Source organism: Bacillus sp. XB1 (assembly GCF_053557995.1).
Window position 1 is genome coordinate 415,728 of record NZ_JBNRIL010000002.1, and the last position, 19,112, is coordinate 434,839.

General features: G+C 37.0%; 17 protein-coding genes and 1 pseudogene. 14 read left to right on the plus strand and 4 right to left on the minus strand.

The window, feature by feature from the left end; translation table 11 throughout:
- Window positions 1-170: 170 nt before the first annotated feature.
- Both safA and ACK1U5_RS17445 read left to right on the plus strand, forming a co-directional pair.
- Window positions 171-327, plus strand: a pseudogene (gene safA / locus ACK1U5_RS17440) (SafA/ExsA family spore coat assembly protein); the annotation flags it as partial.
- A gap of 1,884 nt (window positions 328-2,211) precedes the next feature.
- Complete coding sequence (locus ACK1U5_RS17445; protein WP_001093542.1) at window positions 2,212-2,853, plus strand: YhcN/YlaJ family sporulation lipoprotein; 642 nt, start codon at window positions 2,212-2,214, stop codon at window positions 2,851-2,853.
- Window positions 2,854-2,886: 33 nt separating this feature from the next.
- Here the strand turns inward: ACK1U5_RS17445 and ACK1U5_RS17450 are convergent, their stop codons facing one another.
- Complete coding sequence (locus ACK1U5_RS17450; RefSeq protein WP_223153420.1) at window positions 2,887-3,273, minus strand: branched-chain amino acid ABC transporter substrate-binding protein; 387 nt, start codon at window positions 3,271-3,273, stop codon at window positions 2,887-2,889.
- Between the two features lie 479 nt (window positions 3,274-3,752).
- Here ACK1U5_RS17450 and ACK1U5_RS17455 point away from each other — a divergent pair, with 479 nt between their 5' ends.
- Window positions 3,753-4,283, plus strand: coding sequence for a BofC C-terminal domain-containing protein (locus ACK1U5_RS17455; RefSeq protein ID WP_000871174.1), 531 nt, complete (start codon window positions 3,753-3,755; stop codon window positions 4,281-4,283).
- A gap of 13 nt (window positions 4,284-4,296) precedes the next feature.
- Here ACK1U5_RS17455 and ACK1U5_RS17460 read toward each other — a convergent pair whose 3' ends face one another.
- Window positions 4,297-5,241 (minus strand): iron-hydroxamate ABC transporter substrate-binding protein, encoded by a 945-nt coding sequence (locus ACK1U5_RS17460; protein ID WP_000823606.1) that lies wholly within the window; start codon window positions 5,239-5,241, stop codon window positions 4,297-4,299.
- Between the two features lie 188 nt (window positions 5,242-5,429).
- On the opposite strand from ACK1U5_RS17460, the gene ruvA reads away from it, so the two are divergent.
- Genes ruvA through yajC form a run of 6 tightly spaced genes read left to right on the plus strand, consistent with a single transcriptional unit; the run spans window position 5,430 to window position 9,763 of the window.
- Window positions 5,430-6,047 carry a Holliday junction DNA helicase RuvA gene (gene ruvA / locus ACK1U5_RS17465; protein ID WP_069605078.1) on the plus strand — a complete coding sequence of 206 codons (618 nt, stop codon included), beginning with the start codon at window positions 5,430-5,432 and terminating at the stop codon, window positions 6,045-6,047.
- A 5-nt stretch (window positions 6,048-6,052) separates the two neighbouring features.
- Window positions 6,053-7,054: a Holliday junction branch migration DNA helicase RuvB gene (gene ruvB, locus ACK1U5_RS17470; protein WP_069605077.1), complete on the plus strand. Its 1,002-nt coding sequence runs from the start codon at window positions 6,053-6,055 to the stop codon at window positions 7,052-7,054.
- Window positions 7,051-7,251: a DUF2905 domain-containing protein gene (locus tag ACK1U5_RS17475; protein ID WP_000138162.1), complete on the plus strand. Its 201-nt coding sequence runs from the start codon at window positions 7,051-7,053 to the stop codon at window positions 7,249-7,251. The genes ruvB and ACK1U5_RS17475 overlap by 4 nt, the downstream gene beginning before the upstream one ends.
- Window positions 7,252-7,270: 19 nt before the next feature.
- On the plus strand, window positions 7,271-8,323 hold the full coding sequence (gene queA / locus ACK1U5_RS17480; protein ID WP_000354034.1) for a tRNA preQ1(34) S-adenosylmethionine ribosyltransferase-isomerase QueA: 1,053 nt from the start codon (window positions 7,271-7,273) through the stop codon (window positions 8,321-8,323).
- 12 nt (window positions 8,324-8,335) lie between these two features.
- Complete coding sequence (gene tgt / locus ACK1U5_RS17485) at window positions 8,336-9,475, plus strand: tRNA guanosine(34) transglycosylase Tgt (protein WP_000125365.1); 1,140 nt, start codon at window positions 8,336-8,338, stop codon at window positions 9,473-9,475.
- Between the two features lie 27 nt (window positions 9,476-9,502).
- On the plus strand, window positions 9,503-9,763 hold the full coding sequence (gene yajC, locus ACK1U5_RS17490) for a preprotein translocase subunit YajC (protein WP_000991115.1): 261 nt from the start codon (window positions 9,503-9,505) through the stop codon (window positions 9,761-9,763).
- Window positions 9,764-9,799: 36 nt separating this feature from the next.
- Here the strand turns inward: yajC and ACK1U5_RS17495 are convergent, their stop codons facing one another.
- Complete coding sequence (locus tag ACK1U5_RS17495; RefSeq protein ID WP_000349131.1) at window positions 9,800-10,183, minus strand: TIGR04086 family membrane protein; 384 nt, start codon at window positions 10,181-10,183, stop codon at window positions 9,800-9,802.
- 103 nt (window positions 10,184-10,286) lie between these two features.
- Here ACK1U5_RS17495 and ACK1U5_RS17500 point away from each other — a divergent pair, with 103 nt between their 5' ends.
- On the plus strand, window positions 10,287-10,934 hold the full coding sequence (locus ACK1U5_RS17500; RefSeq protein ID WP_000454816.1) for a DUF421 domain-containing protein: 648 nt from the start codon (window positions 10,287-10,289) through the stop codon (window positions 10,932-10,934).
- Between the two features lie 80 nt (window positions 10,935-11,014).
- Here ACK1U5_RS17500 and spoVB read toward each other — a convergent pair whose 3' ends face one another.
- Window positions 11,015-12,574, minus strand: a complete 1,560-nt coding sequence (spoVB, locus tag ACK1U5_RS17505) for a stage V sporulation protein B (protein WP_000198300.1) — start codon at window positions 12,572-12,574, stop codon at window positions 11,015-11,017.
- 184 nt (window positions 12,575-12,758) lie between these two features.
- On the opposite strand from spoVB, the gene ACK1U5_RS17510 reads away from it, so the two are divergent.
- From ACK1U5_RS17510 to recJ, 4 genes are all read left to right on the plus strand, one after another.
- Window positions 12,759-13,043: a post-transcriptional regulator gene (locus ACK1U5_RS17510; RefSeq protein WP_000886978.1), complete on the plus strand. Its 285-nt coding sequence runs from the start codon at window positions 12,759-12,761 to the stop codon at window positions 13,041-13,043.
- A gap of 269 nt (window positions 13,044-13,312) precedes the next feature.
- The gene (gene secDF / locus ACK1U5_RS17515; RefSeq protein ID WP_001119065.1) at window positions 13,313-15,577 is read left to right on the plus strand and encodes a protein translocase subunit SecDF; all 2,265 of its coding nucleotides are present in this window, start codon (window positions 13,313-13,315) and stop codon (window positions 15,575-15,577) included.
- 156 nt (window positions 15,578-15,733) lie between these two features.
- On the plus strand, window positions 15,734-16,627 hold the full coding sequence (locus ACK1U5_RS17520) for a cation diffusion facilitator family transporter (RefSeq protein WP_000409741.1): 894 nt from the start codon (window positions 15,734-15,736) through the stop codon (window positions 16,625-16,627).
- Between the two features lie 101 nt (window positions 16,628-16,728).
- Complete coding sequence (recJ, locus tag ACK1U5_RS17525; protein ID WP_000941237.1) at window positions 16,729-19,068, plus strand: single-stranded-DNA-specific exonuclease RecJ; 2,340 nt, start codon at window positions 16,729-16,731, stop codon at window positions 19,066-19,068.
- Window positions 19,069-19,112 lie beyond the last annotated feature (44 nt).

The following is a 19,112-nucleotide window of genomic DNA, read 5'->3' on the forward strand; positions in this document are numbered from 1 at the left end:
TGGGCATACATTGTTTTGAAGAAATCATTGTGGTTCTTTATGCTTATTCCACTTCGAATGATATTGAAAATCGAAGAAGTGATAAAAGTGAAAAGAAGTTAATGTTATTTAGAAAGAGTTACTTCATGAGATTTGTTACTTATAGATAAGTTATACAGGAGGGGGAAAATTTGAAAATTCATATCGTGCAAAAAGGGGATACCCTTTGGAAAATTGCGAAAAAGTACGGAGTGGATTTTGATACGTTGAAAAAAACAAATACACAACTTAGTAATCCAGATTTAATTATGCCAGGTATGAAAATTAAAGTGCCATCAAAGAGTGTTCATATGAAACAACAGGCTGGAGCAGGTTCAGCACCTCCAAAGCAATACGTAAAAGAAGTGCAGCAAAAAGAATTTGCAGCAACACCAACTCCGCTTGGAATAGAAGATGAAGAAGAAGTTACGTATCAATCAGCACCAATTACACAGCAGCCAGCTATGCAACAAACACAAAAAGAAGTGCAAGTAAAACCGCAGAAAGAGATGCAAGTAAAGCCACAAAAAGAAGTACAGGTGAAACCACAGAAGGAGATGCAGGTAAAGCCGCAAAAAGAAGTACAGGTGAAACCGCAAAAAGAGGTGCAAAAAGAACAGCCAATTCAAAAAGAAAAACCGTCTGTTATTCAAAAACCACCTGTGATAGAAAAACAAAAACCGGCGGAAAAAGAAAACACGAAGTTTTCGGTAAATGTATTACCGCAGCCGCCACAACCACCAATAAAACCGAAAAAAGAATATAAAATTTCAGATGTAATAAAAAAAGGAAGCGAGTTAATTGCTCCTCAAATTAGTAAAATGAAACCTAACAATATCATTTCTTCGCAAACGAAAAAAAATAATATAATATCGCCGCAAGTGAAAAAAGAAAATGTAGGGAATATAGTGTCACCGCAAGTGAAAAAAGAAAATGTAGGAAATATAGTGTCGCCGCAAGTGAAGAAAGAGAATGTAGGGAATATAGTGTCACCACAAGTGAAAAAAGAAAATGTAGGAAATATAGTGTCGCCGCAAGTGAAAAAAGAAAATGTAGGAAATATAGTGTCGCCGCAAGTGAAAAAAGAAAATGTAGGGAATATAGTGTCACCACAAGTGAAGAAAGAGAATGTAGGAAATATAGTGTCACCACAAGTGAAGAAAGAGAATGTAGGAAATATAGTATCGCCAAATGTATCGAAAGAAAATGTAGTTATTCCACAAGTCATACCGCCAAATATTCAAATGCCAAATATAATGCCGATCATGGATAACAACCAACCACCGAATATAATGCCAATTATGGATAACAATCAAATGCCGAATATGATGCCAATTATGGATAACAATCAACCACCGAATATGATGCCAATCATGGATAACAATCAAATGCCGAATATGATGCCAATTATGGATAACAATCAAATGCCGAATATAATGCCAATTATGGATAATAACCAAATGCCGAATATGATGCCAATCATGGATAACAATCAAATGCCGAATATGATGCCAATTATGGATAACAATCAAATGCCGAATATGATGCCAATCATGGATAACAATCAAATGCCGAATATAATGCCAATTATGGATAACAATCAAATGCCGAATATGATGCCGATTATGGATAACAATCAACCACCAAATATGATGCCCTATCAAATGCCCATGATGCCGCCGAATCCGTATTATCAACAACCAAATCCATATCAAATGCCATATCAGCAAGGAGCGCCGTTTGGACCGCAACATACGTCTATGCCAAACCCGAATATGATGCCAATGGATAATAACATGCCGCCGCTTGTGCAGGGTGAGGAAGATTGTGGATGCGGAGGAGAAAGTAGACTATATAGTCCACAACCAGGCGGTCCGCAATATGCGAATCCTTTATATTATCAACCAACTCAGTCTGCATATGCACCACAGCCAGGAACGATGTATTATCAACCAGATCCACCAAATGTATTTGGAGAGCCCGTTTCAGAAGAAGAGGACGAAGAAGAAGTTTAAAAAGGCGGGAGTATTCCCGCCTTTTTTGCAGTCCTGTTAATTAAGAAAAGGCAGTTTTTTTATGAAGTGCTAGAAAATTCCCAGTGAAATATTAACAGTGTAAAAACCTTCTCTGTTACTCATCATAAGAGGGAGCTTTTCAGTAGAGAAGCTCATTCTAACAGAGGGGGTTTTTGTATTGAATACGAAAGTAAAAGTGATTGCTGCTTCTTTGTTAGTTACTAGTGCATTAGCTGCATGTGGTACACCAAAAAACAATGCAATGGATGGACGTAACTACAATTACGAGCGTACATCTTATAATGATACACATCAGTATCGTGATAATGTGACGCGTAATGATCGTTATACAGATTATGTAACATATAGAAATGGTCGTAACGATACAGGATACAATTATTACCGTGATGTAAATTACAATGGACAAATTGCTAATCCGCATCCAACTCGTAATATTACAATGAACAATTCATACATTAACAATGATGGTAAAACAGCTGAAAGAATAACAAATCGTGTGAAACGTATGAATAACGTAGACCGTGTGTCTACAGTTGTATATGGAAACGATGTAGCGATTGCGGTAAAACCACGTAACACAGTGACAAATGAAACGGCGATGGCGAACGAAATTCGTCAAGCTGTTGCAAATGAAGTTGGAAACAGAAACGTATATGTTTCTGTAAGAAATGATATGTTTACTCGTGTCGATGCAATGAGTACGCGTCTACGTAACGGTACAGTTACAAACGATTTTAATCGTGACATAGTGAATATGTTCCGAGACATTCGTTACGGTTTAACTGGTACAGTGCGATAGCAAAACAAAAGAGGAAGGGGGAGCCCTTCCTCTTTATTCATCGTTGTCTTGTAAACGACGTTTTTTAATAAAATAACTAACGGAATAAGAAACTAAAAAGCAGATGAAAAGAATACTATCTGTTAAAATAGCTTCAAATAGAGGTCTTTCTGGACTGAAAATGATATAAATAATAGCCATAACGATTCCTACAATAAGGGAGCGGAAGACAAGTTTATAATAAGGAGTTAACTTTATTTCCTTTTCGCCTTCTTCTACATCGATTGAAACACTTAACTGTAAATAACTAAGGATCATACTCGTAAGAATAAATACTAGCCATAATGGAGATTTCGTAATTTGATCTATTCCTTCAGTGAATCCGATATAGCCTAAAACACCGATTATACCAAGTGATTGAAAAAGAAAGACAATACGTATGTTTTTTTACGTTTGCAGAATGAGACGTTCATCCTTTATTTGTTTCATAATATCTATCTCCCGTTTATGATGATTTCGCTGTTATGTTTATTGTAATATATATATTGCATTTATCAATTTATAATTTGCGTTTGATTTATTTGGATGAAAGAGGAAATAAAATATTTTTATAAACATGTTGCACTTATACTTTATTAATGTTATATTAGCAAAGCGATGAGCTAATTTACGTAAGACGAGAGATATGCTTAAGTGCTAAACACGCGAATGTGGTCGCCTGGTCTCTCGCCGTAAACGCATCAAGACGCCTGCTTTGCAGGCGTCTTTCATTTTATATAAAAGTAAATGATACATGCAGATGAGGTGAATCCTTATCTGCATTTTTTATATTTTCGAAAGAAATGTAATATGGATAAAACCCCCATTTCCGGAAAAACTACTAATGAAAGTATGATCTTGCCTAAAAGAGGTGAACGGAAATGAAATGGATACTGATTGCGATGCAAGCTTTCGTTATGATGTTTTGTTTCGTTTATGAAACGAATGTGAAGGCGGAAGGGCCAGTACCAGAAGTGACGAAAAAAGAACCTGAGGTTACAATTTTATTAGAGCGTATGTATGTTGATGGCGAAGTAAGCGAAGAAATACTTACAGAAAAAGTGACGGATTTAGAAAAGTTTTTACAGCAGTATAAAGAATGGCAGCTCGTTGATCGTGATGATGTACAAATTGTATTGCAAAAGAAAGTTGATGATATTTCTCCGTTATTGAAAACGAGCGGGTATTTTGGTGTTTCAGAGGAAGGGATATTACAAATTTTCAAAGGTGTGCCAAAAAATGATAATGCGATCCATTCTTTCTTTCAAATTGATATGAAAAAGCTTGAGAGCTATGAACGTGCGAAATTGAAACGTGGCATTCGTATTAAATCAAAAGAAGGTTTTGTGAAGACGATTGAAAAAATGAAGCAATACGCAGTTCAAAGTAAGAAAAAAAGCAGCTCATGGTGAGCTGCTTTTTTTCTTATTTATTTTTAGCTAAAATTTCTTTTGCGATTTCATCAATTAGCATATCTTTTCCGATTGGATTGAATGCTTTCGTATTGAAGACTTCATTTGATACTTCATATACGTGATTATTTTTAACTGCTTTATTGTCTTTCCAAACGGCACTGTTTTTGTAGTCTTCGTAAACTTTATCAGCTTCGCCGCCGAAGTTTACAATAAACATTTGGTCAGGCTGGAATGCAACTAGACCTTCTAGTGATACTTGCGCCATCGTTTGTTTTAAATCCGTACCTTTTGTTGCTGGAAGTTTTAAGTCATTAAAGATGATGTCACCGTATCCGAAGCTACCGTATACACGGAAGTTTTGTGGTGTAACTGCAACGAACATAAAGTTCTCATCTTTTGTTTTCTCTTTAATTTTTTTAGATAAAGAGTCTGCTTTCTTATCGTAGTCTGCAATCCATTTGTCTGCTTTCTTCTCTTCGTCAAATAGCTTACCTACTTCTTTAAACTTACCACGCCAGTCTTCTAAGTTTGTTTCTAGAACAACTGTAGGTGCAACCTTTTCTAGTTGATCATAAATTTTTAATTGACGGTTGTTTAAAATAATTAAGTCTGGTTTTAAAGCAGTAACAGCTTCTAAATCAACTTTAGGTGCCCAGTACCAACCTACTGCTTTTACTCCATCTAACTTGTCTGTTAAGTGATTTTGGATTTTATCTTTATATGTATTTGCTGTACCAACAGGTTTATGTCCAAGAAGTAATAGTTCTTCTGTTGATCCAGATAAGTCAACAATTCTCTTTGGATTTACTGGAATTGTAGCTTCACCTTTAGCATGTTTTACAACTTTTGTTTTCGGTTGTTCTTTTGCTTTCGATTCTTCTTTTTGAGAAGAACAGCCAACGATAGAAAGAACAACAAGCATAATAGTAAATAAAATAAATAGCTTACGTTTCATCCTGATGTAACCCCTTTAATTAGTATTGATAATCATTATCGACTTCTGTATATTAAGGTGCTTTAACCTTTCTGTCAATGGAAAATAACAGAAGTTTCAAGTGGAGAACATTTGTTGGGGCAGTCTCGCTTTTCTATCATTAAATATGTTAAAATGGAATACATGATTTAAGAGGGAGAGATCGTATTTTGTTTGAATATGTTACAGGTTACGTGGAGTATGTAGGGCCGGAATATGTCGTAATTGATCATAATGGAATTGGTTATCAAATTTTCACACCAAATCCGTATGTATTTCAAAGAAGTAAGCAAGAAATCCGTGTCTATACATATCATTATGTGAGAGAAGATATTATGGCACTTTACGGTTTTAAAACACGTGAAGAGCGTTTATTATTTACAAAGTTGTTAGGCGTGTCTGGCATTGGGCCAAAAGGCGCTCTTGCAATTTTAGCTTCTGGTCAAACAGGACAGGTCGTTCAAGCGATTGAGCATGAAGATGAGAAGTTTTTAGTGAAATTCCCAGGCGTCGGAAAGAAAACAGCACGCCAAATGATTTTAGATTTAAAAGGAAAACTAGCAGATGTCGTACCAGATGCATTTGTTGATTTATTCTCAGACACAGAATGTTTTGATGAGAATAAAGGTTCATCAGCTGAGCTTGATGAGGCACTGGAAGCTCTGCGCGCACTTGGATACGCAGAACGCGAAGTTTCTCGTGTTGTACCAGAGTTATTAAAAGAAGCATTAACGACGGATCAGTATATTAAAAAGGCACTTAGTCTTTTACTAAATGGTAAGAGGTGAGTATAATGGACGAACGTCTCCTTTCAGGGGAATCTGCATATGAAGATGCGGATTTAGAATATTCATTACGGCCACAGACGCTCCGTCAGTATATTGGCCAAGATAAAGCGAAACATAATTTAGAAGTATTTATTGAAGCGGCGAAAATGCGTGAAGAAACGTTAGATCACGTGCTTTTATATGGACCACCAGGTCTTGGTAAAACGACGCTTGCGAATATTATTGCCAATGAGATGGGCGTTAATGTTAGAACAACTTCAGGTCCCGCAATTGAAAGACCAGGAGATTTAGCTGCTGTATTAACAGCGCTTCAGCCAGGTGATGTATTATTTATTGATGAAATTCATCGTTTGCATAGATCAATTGAAGAAGTATTGTATCCTGCGATGGAAGACTTTTGCCTTGATATTGTAATTGGAAAAGGGCCTTCAGCACGTTCTGTACGCCTAGATTTACCGCCATTTACATTAGTTGGAGCAACAACACGTGCTGGAGCATTATCGGCACCGCTGCGTGACCGCTTCGGTGTACTTTCAAGGTTAGAGTACTACACAGTAGATCAGCTTTCTGCGATTGTTGAACGTACAGCAGAAGTATTTGAAGTTGAAATCGATTCGTTAGCTGCATTAGAAATTGCAAGACGTGCTCGTGGTACACCTCGTATTGCGAATCGTCTTTTAAGACGTGTACGTGATTTCGCACAAGTTCGTGGTAATGGAACGGTTACGATGGAAATTACACAAATGGCATTAGAGCTACTGCAAGTAGATAAATTAGGTCTAGATCATATTGATCATAAATTACTGCTTGGTATTATTGAGAAATTCCGTGGCGGTCCAGTTGGATTAGAAACGGTTTCAGCAACAATTGGAGAAGAATCTCATACGATTGAAGATGTGTATGAGCCGTATTTATTACAAATTGGCTTTTTACAACGAACGCCGAGGGGCCGAATTGTAACGACGCTTGCGTATGAACATTTCGGAATGGAGATACCAAAAGTATGACGGAGATGCCAAAGCTGCTTATTACAGCCGGGATCTTACTCATCGTTGTTGGATTAGCTTGGAAGTTCATTGGAAGGCTTCCAGGCGATATTTTTGTGAAAAAAGGAAACGTTACCTTTTATTTTCCTATCATTACATGTATTGTGTTAAGTATTGTATTATCTTTTATTATGTATATAATAAATCGATTTAAATAAGAAATAGGTGGATATAGCTATGGATATAAATCTGTTTGATTTTCATTTACCAGAAGAACTTATTGCACAAGTCCCGTTAGAAGAGCGTGAAACATCAAGATTAATGGTGTTAGACCGTGAAACAGGTGATATTGAGCATAAACATTTTACGGATATTCTTTCTTACTTACATGAGGGGGATTGCTTAGTTTTAAATGAAACGAAAGTTATGCCTGCTCGTTTGCACGGTGTGAAAGAAGATACAGGCGCGCACATTGAAGTACTTCTTTTAAAACAAGAAGAAGGTGATAAGTGGGAAACGCTTGTAAAGCCAGCGAAACGTGTAAAAGAAGGAACTGTTATCTCTTTTGGCGAAGGGAAATTAAAAGCAACTTGCACAGGAACTGCAGATCAAGGTGGACGTCAGCTTGAATTTTCATATGACGGCATCTTCTATGAAATTTTAGATGAACTTGGGGAAATGCCACTTCCTCCATATATTAAAGAGACGCTAGAAGATCGCGATCGCTATCAAACAGTATATGCGAAAGAAATCGGTTCAGCAGCAGCGCCGACTGCGGGACTTCACTTTACAGAAGAGTTACTTGAGAAGTTAAAGCAAAAAGGCGTTCAGTTAGCATTCATTACACTTCACGTAGGACTTGGAACATTTAGACCAGTTTCTGCAGACACGATTGAAGAACACCATATGCACGCAGAATATTATCATATGTCTGAAGAGACAGCGGCATTATTAAATCGTGTGAAAGAGAATGGTGGACGTATTATTACTGTAGGTACGACATCAACTCGTACGTTAGAAACAATTGCAACAGATCATGAAGGTAAGCTTTGCGCCGCTTCTGGATGGACAGATATTTTCATGTATCCGGGATATGAATTTAAAGCAATTGATGGTTTAATTACAAACTTCCATTTACCGAAATCAACATTAATTATGCTTGTAAGTGCATTTGCAAATAGAGATAATGTACTTCATGCTTATAATGAAGCAGTAAAAGAAAAATATCGTTTCTTTAGCTTCGGTGATGCAATGTTCGTTGCATCTCACGCTAAAATGAGAAACAAATAAAAGGAGTAAGTTATGACAGCAATTCGTTATGAATTTATTAAGACATGTAAACAAACGGGTGCCCGTTTAGGTCGTGTGCATACGCCGCACGGTTCATTTGATACACCAACATTTATGCCAGTTGGTACACTTGCAACAGTTAAGACAATGTCACCAGAAGAATTAAAAGCAATGGATTCTGGCATTATTTTAAGTAATACGTATCATTTATGGCTACGTCCAGGTCATGAAATTATTCGTGAAGCAGGCGGTTTGCATAAATTTATGAACTGGGATCGTGCAATCTTAACAGACTCTGGTGGTTTCCAAGTATTCAGTTTAAGTGACTTCCGTCGTATTGAAGAGGAAGGCGTTCACTTCCGCAATCACTTAAATGGAGATAAATTATTCTTATCACCAGAAAAAGCGATGGAAATCCAAAATGCATTAGGTTCAGATATTATGATGGCATTTGATGAGTGTCCACCATTCCCAGCTACTTTTGAATATATGAAGAAATCTGTAGAGCGTACGAGCCGCTGGGCAGAACGTTGCTTAAAAGCGCATGAACGTCCGCAAGATCAAGGTTTATTCGGTATTGTACAGGGGGGAGAGTACGAAGAGCTTCGTCGTCAAAGTGCGAAAGATCTTGTTTCAATGGACTTCCCTGGTTACGCTGTAGGTGGTTTATCTGTAGGTGAACCGAAAGATATTATGAACCGTGTACTTGAGTTTACAACACCACTTCTTCCAGATAATAAGCCTCGTTACTTAATGGGTGTAGGTTCTCCTGACTCGTTAATCGATGGCGCAATTCGTGGTATTGATATGTTTGACTGCGTACTTCCAACTCGTATCGCTCGAAATGGTACATGTATGACAAGTGAAGGTCGCCTCGTTGTAAAAAATGCGAAATTCGCAAGAGACTTCGGTCCGCTTGATCCAAACTGTGATTGCTACACATGTAAAAACTACTCTCGTGCGTACATTCGTCACTTAATGAAATGTGATGAAACGTTCGGAATTCGTTTAACGTCTTATCACAACCTTCATTTTCTGTTAAACTTAATGGAGCAGGTGAGACAAGCTATTCGTGAAGACCGTCTTGGCGATTTCCGCGAAGAGTTCTTTGAACAGTATGGCTTTAATAAACCGAATGCTAAAAACTTCTAATACATAATTTAAAAGGAGGAACAAAAGATGAATGCAGGTATGATGAATATCGTTATGATCGTTGCGATGTTTGCGATTTTCTATTTCTTATTAATTCGCCCGCAACAAAAACGTCAAAAAGCAGTTGCTCAAATGCAAAGTGAGTTAGCAAAAGGTGATGCTATCGTAACAATCGGTGGTTTACACGGTACAATCGAATCAGTAGATGAGACGAAAATTGTTATTAAATCTGGTGGTTCACACTTAACGTTCGATCGCAATGCGATTCGTGAAGTTGTGAAAAACTAATTTGGAAGGCCCTGCATGAAATATGCAGGGCCTTTTTTAGTTACTTTGCTTTGACATATTTACACCGAAAATACCACCGAGTGTACTCGCCCCCATTAATGCTAATTGATAAAGTAATTGTGAGTTCGATAAAGTTTGAGAAAAGCCTAAATAGTTAACTAGAAAAACGAGTATAGTGAACGTGAGACCTGTTGTGAGACCTACTAGCCAACCTTTTCCTTGAGCCTTTTTGCCGGCAGTAAATCCAGACATAAGCATAGATAAAAGAGCGAGTATAAAAATAGTAACGGTTAATGTCCCTTCGTTTATATTCGTAAACTTTAATAAAAGAGCCATAATCATGCTAGTAATAGATGCGAGAATTAGTAGTGTAATAATACCGAAGCCAATTGCAGTTGATAATTTTTTCGTTCCATCCATTTATGCATTCCCCCTTTTTAATACAAGCATATTTTCCTTTTGTCTAAGTTAGACTAGTTTCTTTTTTATAGGGGAGTCTATACGTAAAAAAGGAGATGTAGAAATGGAATGGATATCAATAATTGGACGGACAATGCTTTTGTATATCATCATCTTAATTATTTTTCGTCTTATGGGTAAACGTGAGATAGGAGAGCTAAGTGTATTAGATTTAGTCGTATTTATTATGCTTGGAGAAATGGCTGTAGTGGCAATTGAAAATACCGATAAATCACTTTGGCATCAATTAGTTCCGATGACTTTTCTTATGTGCATCCAAATTATTTTGTCAGTCATTTCCCTAAAGTATCAACGCTTTCGGCATTTAATAGAAGGTGAGCCGGCTATTCTTGTAAACGCGGGAAAGATTGATGAAAAGAAGATGAGAAAGCAACGTTATAATATAGATGATTTAATGATGCAATTAAGGGAACAAGGAGTTGGAGATATTCGGGATGTAGAATATGCTATTTTGGAACCGTCTGGGAAGTTATCTGTCTTTCAAAAACAAAAAAATAAACAAGATACATTGCAGTTTACGCTTCCTCTTATTATTGATGGAGAAATTCAATCTAGTCATTTACAAATGATTGAACATACAGATGCATGGCTTATTGAGAAATTAAAAAACTTAGGTTATAACGATGTAACACAAATTTTATATTGTAGTTTTCAAAACGGAAAATTTTTTGTTGATTTAAAAGAAAATTAGAGACTTATTCTTTGAAAGAGTAAGAATGATTAGTGTAACTAATAATCAGTGGAGATTACCCCACTGATTAAAGTTTCACCTTATTTCAAAAATGAAAGTTTACGAATGATAGGGAGACGACTTAACTCTTCTTTTCGAATGAGTTTGAAAGTGAAGAGAAGTACGATATAAACAATTGTTGTTAAAGTGATTTCCCATAATGTTTGTATGCCAAGGGCATGAGAGAAAATAATATATTTATGAAGATAAAAACCGAAGGCGCCTGCGATACCGATGGCAAGTCCGCCGAAAATATAGTCTTTTGCGTAAATGGTAAATGTAATCTTTTTTAAAACAGTAGCGTAGTGAAGAAATGTTACTGTTACAATATTTGCAGCAATAGCGAGAGCAACCCCCATCATTTGAAATTCTGGCCTTGATGCTAGTACAAAAATAACGATTAATTTCACGATGGCACCAATAAATGTATTCATCATTGCAGCTCTTGCTAAGTTTAAAGCTTGCAAAACAGAGGTAAGTGGACTTTGGAAATAATGAAATAAAAAGCAAGGCGCAAGAAGTTGAATGAATGCTGTTGCACTGTCTGACCCATACATAAGAGTTAAAACAGGAGAAGCGAATACGTATAATATAACGACAGACCATCCGCCGGTAATTAATGAAATTCGAAGTGCTTGTTGTAAACGGTGCTCCACTAATTTATGTTGTCTTTTTGCCATTGCTTCACTAATAGAAGGGACGAGCGCTGTAGAGAGAGCGTATGTAATAAAGGCGGGTAGTGATAGAAGCGGGAATGCATAACCGTTTAATATACCGTATTGCTGAGTTGCAACAGAAGCAGCGACACCAGCAATTGCTAAGCTTTGCATAACGACAATAGGTTCAAAAAAATATGAAACGGAGCCGATTAAACGACTTCCTGTAGTTGGAAGGGCAATATCCATCAGAGAATAAAATGTCCCTTTGCTTTCCTTTACAGTAGTAAAAAATCCAGAGCGTATTGATAAATGTTTTTCTCGCTGAAATAACGTGAGTAAAAATAATAACGATGCAACTTCACCGAGAACAGCTGATAACATAGCGCCGGCTGCAGCGTATTCTATGCCGTAAGGTAAAAATAATTGAATGCATATAGCAATAATGGTAATGCGGACGACTTGTTCTAGAACTTGCGCATAAGCGCTAGGTTTCATGTTTTGTTTCCCTTGAAAATAACCACGCAAAACAGAAGAAACAGCAATAACAGGAACAACGGGCAAAATGGCCATTAATGGATAGTACGTTCTTTCGTCGGTTAATAATGTTTTTGCTAAAATAGGTGTGAGGAACATAATTCCGATTGTTAAAATGATACTAATAACGGATGTAACAGCTAGTGATACGGTTAATATTTTTTTAACTCTTTGTTTATCGTTCACAGCTTCCGCTTCTGCTACAAATTTTGCGATTGCGACAGGAAGACCAATTTGTGTCAATGTAATTGCTAAAATGAATGTAGGAACGGCCATCATATAAAGACCAACGCCTTCTTCTCCCAAAATACGTGCCATTACTATGCGGTTGATAAAGCCGAGTATTTTTGTAATAAAGCCGGCTATCATTAAAATAAATGCGCCTTTTAAAAAGCTTTGTCTCGTCATGTTCTTCTCCTACCTTCTCAAAATCAATGGAATGATTTACAATAATTTATATGCACGTACGAGACAAGAATGACAAGCATTTAAGAGAGTGAAATATGATAGTGCTCTTGAAAGTAGTTATTGCTGTCCATTAGAGCGGGAATAAAAGCGACTTTTCGTGCGAAATAAGAAGGAGATGTTATAGATGTTAGATAGAGAGGCTTTGGTAGAATCATACCGCGGACAGTTACAAGTCGTTTTAGAAAGTAAAGTAGAAGAGTTTCAAATGTTCGGCTACGACAGAGTGACAGATGATGACATTTGGAAGTTTCTTAAAGTGAAAAAGTGGAAGAAGATAGACAGCGATGTTAGATTGTATGAATTAGTTAATGACGTATTAACAGTAAGTGCTAATGAATATATGACATATTTAACTGTTGAAGCATATCAAGCGCCACTTTGGTCATTTGATGAATATGAAAATAAATAACCGACTGCAATTGGTTTGTTCTTCCTTTTGCAGTATAATGATAGGTATTGATAATCAGGAAATAATTATGTCTAAGATCATATATAAAGGAGGTAGTGAAGAGAGAAAACAAATAATGAAAGTGCAGGTATCGTGAAAACGTACCGGCACAGCTAGTGATGAGCTAGCAAAATTATAGAAAGGAAGTCTACTAACTAGACGTATGCACACGTGTAAAAGTGAATCGTAAGAGATTTATTTAAAGTGTTAGTAGCGGAAAGAGGGTACATATGGCAAAGCGTGGTACGAGAATTGCCGCCTTTTTCCTCATCGTTTTATTAATCGGTGGAGTAATTGGTGCGGCAGGAAAAGACATAGCAAAAGGAATTAGTCTAGGACTAGACCTTCGCGGTGGTTTTGAAATTCTGTATGAAGTAAAACCAGCCAAAAAAGGGGACAAAATCGATCGAGACGTACTTGTAAGTACAGTAGGTGCTCTTGAGAATCGTGTCAATGTTCTCGGTGTAAGTGAGCCGAACATTCAAATCGAAGGGCAAGATCGAATTCGTGTACAGCTTGCTGGTGTACAAGATCAGCAAAAAGCACGTGAAATGTTATCAACACAAGCGAAATTAACATTCCGTGATGTAGATGATAATCTTCTTATGGACGGAACGGATTTAAAAGGCGGCGGAGCGAAGCAAACATTTGATGAGCAAGGCCGTGCGAGCGTAGGTCTTACACTAAAGAGCGCTGAAAAATTCCGTGAAGTAACTGAAAAAATTTCAAAAATGCCACCACCAACGAATTTAATGGTAATTTGGCTTGATTTTGAAGAAGGAAAAGATTCGTACAAAGCAGAATCTGCAAAACCGAATCCGAAGTTCTTATCAGCAGCAACAGTAAACCAAGTATTTAACCAAGCTGAAGTATCTATCGTAGGTGGAAACTTCACAGTTGAAAGTGCGAAACAACTTTCATCTTTATTAAATGCAGGTGCACTTCCTGTTGATTTAAAAGAAATGTATTCAACATCTGTTGGAGCGAAGTTTGGTCAACAAGCGTTAGAGCAAACGATTTTCGCTAGTGCGATTGGTATCGCTCTTATTTTCTTATTTATGCTTGTATTCTACCGTTTACCAGGACTTGTAGCGGTTATTATGTTAGGTTTATACATTTTCGTTACATTACTTGTCTTTAACTGGATGCATGCAGTTCTTACGTTGCCAGGTATTGCGGCGTTAGTGCTCGGAGTAGGTATCGCAGTTGATGCGAATATTATTACGTACGAGAGACTGAAAGAAGAGTTGAAAATTGGTAAGTCCATGATGTCGGCATTCCGCGCTGGTAACCATCGTTCATTAGCAACAATTCTAGATGCAAACGTTACAACTCTTGCGGCAGCTGGTGTGTTATTCGTTTATGGTAATAGCTCTGTAAAAGGATTCGCAACAAGTTTAATCGTAAGTATTTTAGTTGGTTTTATTACGAACGTATTCGGTACTCGTTTCTTACTAGGTTTACTTGTAAAGAGCCGTTACTTTGATAAAAAACCAGGATATTTTGGTGTGAAACAAAAGGATATTATTCCATTAACAAAAGGTGTAGTACATCCGCCAACGAGATTTGATCGTATTAACTTCGTAAATATCGGTCATAAATTCCTTATCTTCTCGATTGTAGTTGTAATTGCGGGTGCAATTATCTTACCAATTTTCAAATTGAATCTTGGTATTGACTTTGCGAGTGGTACACGTATTGACTTGCAATCAAAACAAGCTGTTACGGTGTCTGATGTTCATAAAGATTTTAAAGAATTGAACATTGATGTGAAGGAAGAAAATATTGTACCGACTGGAGATGACAATAAAGGTTTCGCAGTTCGTACATTAGGTGTTTTATCAAAAGATGAAATTGCGAAAACAAAAACATTCTTCCACGATAAATATGGTACAGATCCAAACATCAGTACAGTTTCACCGACAATCGGTAAAGAAATTGCACGAAATGCATTTATCGCTGTACTGATTGCTTCTGCGGTTATCATTTTATACGTAAGTATTCGATTCCGATTTACGTATGCGTTATCTGCAGTGCTTGCATTATTACATGACGCTTTCGTTATGGTTGTTATGTTTAGTATTTTCCAATTAGAGGTAGACTTAACGTTTATCGCTGCAGTGTTAACAATCATCGGTTATTCTATTAATGACTCGATTGTTACATTTGATAGAAACCGTGAATTATACAAACAGAAAAAACGAGTGCGCGATATAAAAGATCTAGAAGAAATCGTAAATGCAAGTATTCGCCAAACGCTTGGTCGCTCGATTAACACCGTATTAACAGTGTTATTCCCAGTAATTGCACTGCTTATCTTCGGTAGTGAGTCACTACGTAACTTCTCGTTTGCGTTACTTGTTGGATTAATTGTAGGTACGTACTCTTCTGTTTTCGTTGCCTCTCAAATTTGGTTAATGCTTGAAAACCGTCGTTTGAAAAAGGGAAAAAACAAGAAGAAGGTTGAGAAAGTAGAATCTGAACCGCAAGTATAGAAAAGATGATGTCTCTTTATGAGGCATCTCTTTTTTCGTTTGTGGATACAATAAGATAGCAACTTTTTAACAGAAAGAAGATGGAAGAAAGTGGTGGTGTTATCGCTGTTTTTGTTAAAATAAAAAGATAGGTTAGGAAAAGAAGGGATTTTAATTATGGAAAAAGATGAACGTTTTAAACAGGCCGAGTTTGGTGCTATTGTCGGGATCGTTGGTAATATTATATTAGCGATTGTAAAGGCGGTAATTGGTTATATTGGGAACAGTAAAGCGTTATTAGCGGATGCCGTGCATTCTGCATCAGATGTAATAGGTTCGCTAGCTGTACTTTTTGGACTGCGAGCGGCAAAGCAGCCACCTGATGAGGATCATCCGTATGGTCATGGTAAAGCGGAATCGATTTCAGCGATTATTGTTGCGGTATTATTATTTATTGTGGGACTTGAAATCGCGATTTCGTCTATAAAAGCTTTTTCGCAAGAACTAGAACCGCCGAAAGGAATTACGATATTTGCTGTTGTTCTTTCAATCGTCGTGAAAGAAGGAATGTTTCAATATAAATTCCGATTAGGGAAAAGAGTAAACAGTGATGCAATTATTGCAAATGCATATGAGCACCGTTCGGATGTATTTTCTTCAATTGCAGCTTTAATCGGTATTTGTGCAGCTATAATCGGTGGTAAGTTTGGTATAGACTGGCTCGTATATGCTGATCCGATTGCAGGATTAGTTGTTTCACTTCTTGTTGTAAAAATGGCATGGAGCATTGGAGCGGAAGCAATTCATGCAACGCTTGACCATGTTCTTCATGAGGAGGATGTTATTCCGCTTAGAGAGGCCGTTCTTCAAGTAGATGGTGTGAAAAAAATTGGTTCTTTATATGCACGGGAGCATGGTCATTATGTTATTGTCGATATTAAAGTGTCTGTAGATCCATACATTACCGTAGAAGAAGGACACCGTATTGGAAAACATGTGAAAGAAATACTTATGAAACAAGATAATGTACAAAATGTATTCGTACATATAAATCCGTATTCTCCAAATTAAACATCATTAACATTTTAGTATATAGATATCGCATCGTAGTTTGCATTATATTGTCACCCCTTAATCTGTCTTGTATAATGAACAGGTTAAGGGGTGATTTCGTGTTACAACCGAAGACGCGTTGGAAAGAAAAAGAATATAATGACGAGCGAGTGAGTGAATTAGCAAGTAAATTACAGTTATCGCCACTTGTCGTTTCATTATTCCTCGGTAGAGGACTAGATACAGAAGATAAGATTTTAGATTTTTTAAATACAGAAAATCAAGAATTTCATGATCCATTTTTATTAGAAGGAATGGATAGAACGGTAGAACGTGTAAATAAGGCGATTCAAAATGGAGAGCAAATATTAATATTTGGTGATTACGATGCGGACGGAGTAAGTAGTACGACGGTTTTATATCTTGCTCTTCAAGAATTAGGTGCAGAAGTAGAATTTTACATTCCAAATCGTTTTACAGAAGGGTATGGACCGAACGAAGAAGCATTTCGTTGGGCGCATAGTGCAGGTTTCTCACTGATTATTACTGTCGACACTGGCATCGCAGCAGTACATGAAGCGAATGTAGCGAAAGAGCTTGGAATAGATCTAATTATTACAGATCACCATGAGCCACCGCCAGAATTGCCAGAAGCGCTTGCGATTATACATCCGAAATTAGAAGGTGGCGTATATCCGTTTCACTATTTAGCTGGTGTAGGTGTTGCGTTTAAAGTTGCGCATGCACTATTAGGCCGTGTACCAGAACATTTATTAGAGATTGCAGTAATCGGTACAGTAGCCGATTTAGTATCACTTCATGGTGAAAATAGGTTGCTAGTGAAACGCGGTTTAAAACATATGCGTATGACGAGAAATATTGGTTTGAAGGCATTGTTTAAAGTTGCTAACGTTTCGCAAAGTGAAATTACAGAAGAGAGTATTGGCTTCTCAATTGCACCTCGTATTAATGCGGTTGGGCGTTTAGAAGATGCTGCGCCGGCTGTACACCTTTTATTATCAGATGATCCAGAGGAAGCGAAAGAGTTGGCCGAAGAAATTGATGAGCTGAACAAACTGCGAAAAGATATTGTAAAGCAAATTACAGAAGAAGCTATCGCTGAAGTTGAAAATAAATTCCCGCCAGAAGAAAACAAAGTATTAGTACTTGCAAAAGAAGGCTGGAACCCAGGGGTAATTGGAATTGTTGCTTCTAAATTAGTTGAACGTTTTTATCGTCCGACGATTGTATTAAGCATCGATCCTATAAAAGAAACAGCAAAAGGCTCAGCACGTAGTATTGCAGGATTTGATTTGTTTGCAAACTTATCAGATTGTAGAGAGTTATTGCCACACTTCGGAGGGCATCCGATGGCAGCGGGAATGACGCTACATATGAATGATGTAGATGAATTACGTCGCCGATTAAATGAACAAGCAGATGCGATTTTAACAGAAGAAGATTTTATTCCAATTACAGCAGTTGATGTTTTTTGCAAAGTAGAGGATGTAACGCTAGCGGCAATTGAAGATATGCAAAAACTAGCCCCGTTTGGTATTGGAAATCCGAAACCACGTATTGCAGTAAAAGATGCAGAGTTAGAAAGCATTCGCGCAATCGGATCAGATGGTTCTCATTTAAAAATGGCTCTTCGTGATGGACAAGCAACACTGGATACAATTGGATTTGGTTTTGGTGCATATGCGAAAGAAATCTCTCCAGTTGCAAAAGTATCTGTAATAGGAGAAGCATCCATCAATGAATGGAATAATTTTAAGAAGCCACAACTAATGGTACAAGATATTGCTGTAGAGGCGTGGCAATTATTTGATTGGCGTAGTATGCGTAATGCAGAAGCAAATTTAGCAGAACTTCCGAAAGAAAAAATAACAATGGTGTATTTTTCTGAAGAGGTATTGAATAAATTTTCTTTAGAGAGCTATAAAGAAAAGCTCATGCATGCTTCAGAAGTAACGCATTTAGATGATCAATATATCGTGTTACTTGATTTACCAAAAGGAACCGATGAATTACGTGAGTTATTTAAGGCAGGATTCCCAGCGCGAATTTATACGCTATTTTATCAAGAGAATAACCACTTATTTAGTACAGTTCCGACGAGAGAACACTTTAAATGGTACTATTCTTTCTTAAGCCAAAAAACACCATTTTCTTTAAGACAATATGGAGAACAACTATGTCGTCATAAAGGTTGGTCAAAAGATACAGTAAATTTTATGACACAGGTGTTTTTTGAGTTAGAATTTGTTACAATAAAAGATGGCGTCATTTTTATGGCAGACAAAAAACAAAAGCGTGATTTAATTGAATCGAACACATATCGTGAGAAAATGAACCACTTACAATTAGAAAAAGAATTGGTTTATAGCACATATCAGCAACTATATACATGGTTTGAAACGATTCGTAATCATAAAGAAGTAGAACAGTTAGGGTAAAGGATTTGTATTTACAAACCTTTTAGATCTGAGGAGGATTCAGA